This is a genomic window from Spirillospora sp. NPDC048824 (assembly GCF_043198455.1).
Lineage (GTDB): Bacteria > Actinomycetota > Actinomycetes > Streptosporangiales > Streptosporangiaceae > Spirillospora.
The window spans coordinates 1-1,624 of the sequence record NZ_JBICUS010000060.1 but is presented as its reverse complement, the minus strand read 5'-3'; the positions used below and the strand labels follow the sequence as shown (position 1 = coordinate 1,624).

The 1,624-nt window shown below is 69.2% G+C and carries 1 protein-coding gene; it reads right to left on the bottom strand.

The window, feature by feature from the left end:
- Window positions 1–83 precede the first annotated feature (83 nt).
- A complete protein-coding gene (locus ACGFIS_RS37490; protein ID WP_392913559.1) occupies window positions 84–1,499 on the bottom strand; it encodes an IS1380 family transposase in 1,416 nt (471 codons plus the stop codon).
- Between the last annotated feature and the right edge of the window lie 125 nt (window positions 1,500–1,624).

Genomic DNA, 1,624 nt, shown 5'->3' with positions numbered 1-1,624 from the left:
GGGGGTGCGGATCGGGGGTGGGATGCGCCGGCGGGCGCGGTGACTGTGATGGTCGTCGGGAACGGTGACCGGGTCGGGGCGGGTCAGGCCACTGTCGCTGGTGGTGGGTCGTGGACGGCCCGGAAGGTGTTCATCCACTCGGCCTGCCAGCGCCAGTGCTCGGGCAGGTGCACGGTGATGTGCCCTGCTGGTCCTGCCGGGCCGTGCCGGGCGAGCCGGGCCGGAACGCTGATCAGGTGGCGGCGCAGGGTGGCGCCGCGGGCACGCGCGTGGAACGCCGAGGCCAGGGTGCCGGTGGCGCGTAGCAGGTTGTGGGTGATGGCCGCGCAGGTGAGCCATGCGGCGTTGGCGTTGAAGTCGCCAGAGGGCAGATGCGCCAGCGGCCCGTCGATCAGGTCGGCGTTGACCTGCTCGATGATGGCGTGGTCGCGGTGCTGGGCCTCGGCTTGGACCAAGGTGAACGGGCTGTCGGTGAAGACCGGGTGGTAGCGGTAGGCCGGGAACAGTTCGTCCTGCCCGCTGGCGGCTTGAGGGTTGAGCCGTTTGACCCGGCGCACGATAAGGCGGGCGGTCACCGGGTTGTTCTTGGAGGCGAAAGCGGTGTAGCCGACCTCTGCGATCTGGGCGTCCGACACCCACCCGCCGGCCTGAGCATCGAAGATGGCCTTCGGGTAATCGATGGAGATCCAGGAGGTCTCGGGGATGGCCGCGATCGCGGCCTTGATCTTGGGATCCATCTTGGCGGTGACCGAGAAGCACACGCCCGCCGCCTGGCAGGCTCCGATGACCTGTTCGCTGTAGAACGCCGAGTCACCGCGCATCACCAGCAGGCCACTGGCCCCGGCGGACCGGGCCGTGCCGATCTGCTCGCGCACGAACCAGGATGCTCCGCGGGCTGAGGCGCTCTTCCCGCCGCGCAGCCGGGTGCCGGTCACCACCGGCGCGGCCACCGGCGTCGACAGGCTCGCCGCCAGCACATTCAGCCCCTTGACCAGCACGCTCTTGCCTTGAATCTTGGTATGGCCGAACCCGGCACCCTGCTTGGCGTACCCGTAGGTGCGGCGCTGCATCGAGTCCACATCCAGGAACGCCAGCACGTCCGCGCCGGGCAGCAGCGGCGTGTGCGCCGCGAGCCGGGCCAGCAGTACACGCGCCGTCTTCTCCAACTGGCGGACGTTGCCCCAGGTGAACGCGCGCAGGAACGACCCGAGCGTGGACGGGGCGCGCACGCCGGTGAACAGCTTGTCCATCCCGCCGTGCCGCAGCACGTCCAGATCGTCGATGCTGTCGGCCCCGGCCAGCATCCCGGCCACCACCGAGGCGACCTTGACCGGCGCGTTCGCCCCGTCCCGGCACCGGAGCGACACGTGCTCGCCGACCAGCGAGGCCAGGCCACAGCGCTCGGCCAGCCGCATCGCCGGCACCAGGCCCGCGTACGCGATCACATGCTCGTCATCGAACGCCGCATGCGTCTTGGCAGCGGCGTGAAACAATCGCACTTGAGAGGTGTCCGTTCAATCTGGCTGCTGGAAGCGTAGAGAACTCCCATCATCCCAGGTTGCAGGGCACCTCTCCTCATATCGCGGCTTTCATCGCATTACCAACCCCGTGGATCCAGGCTCAG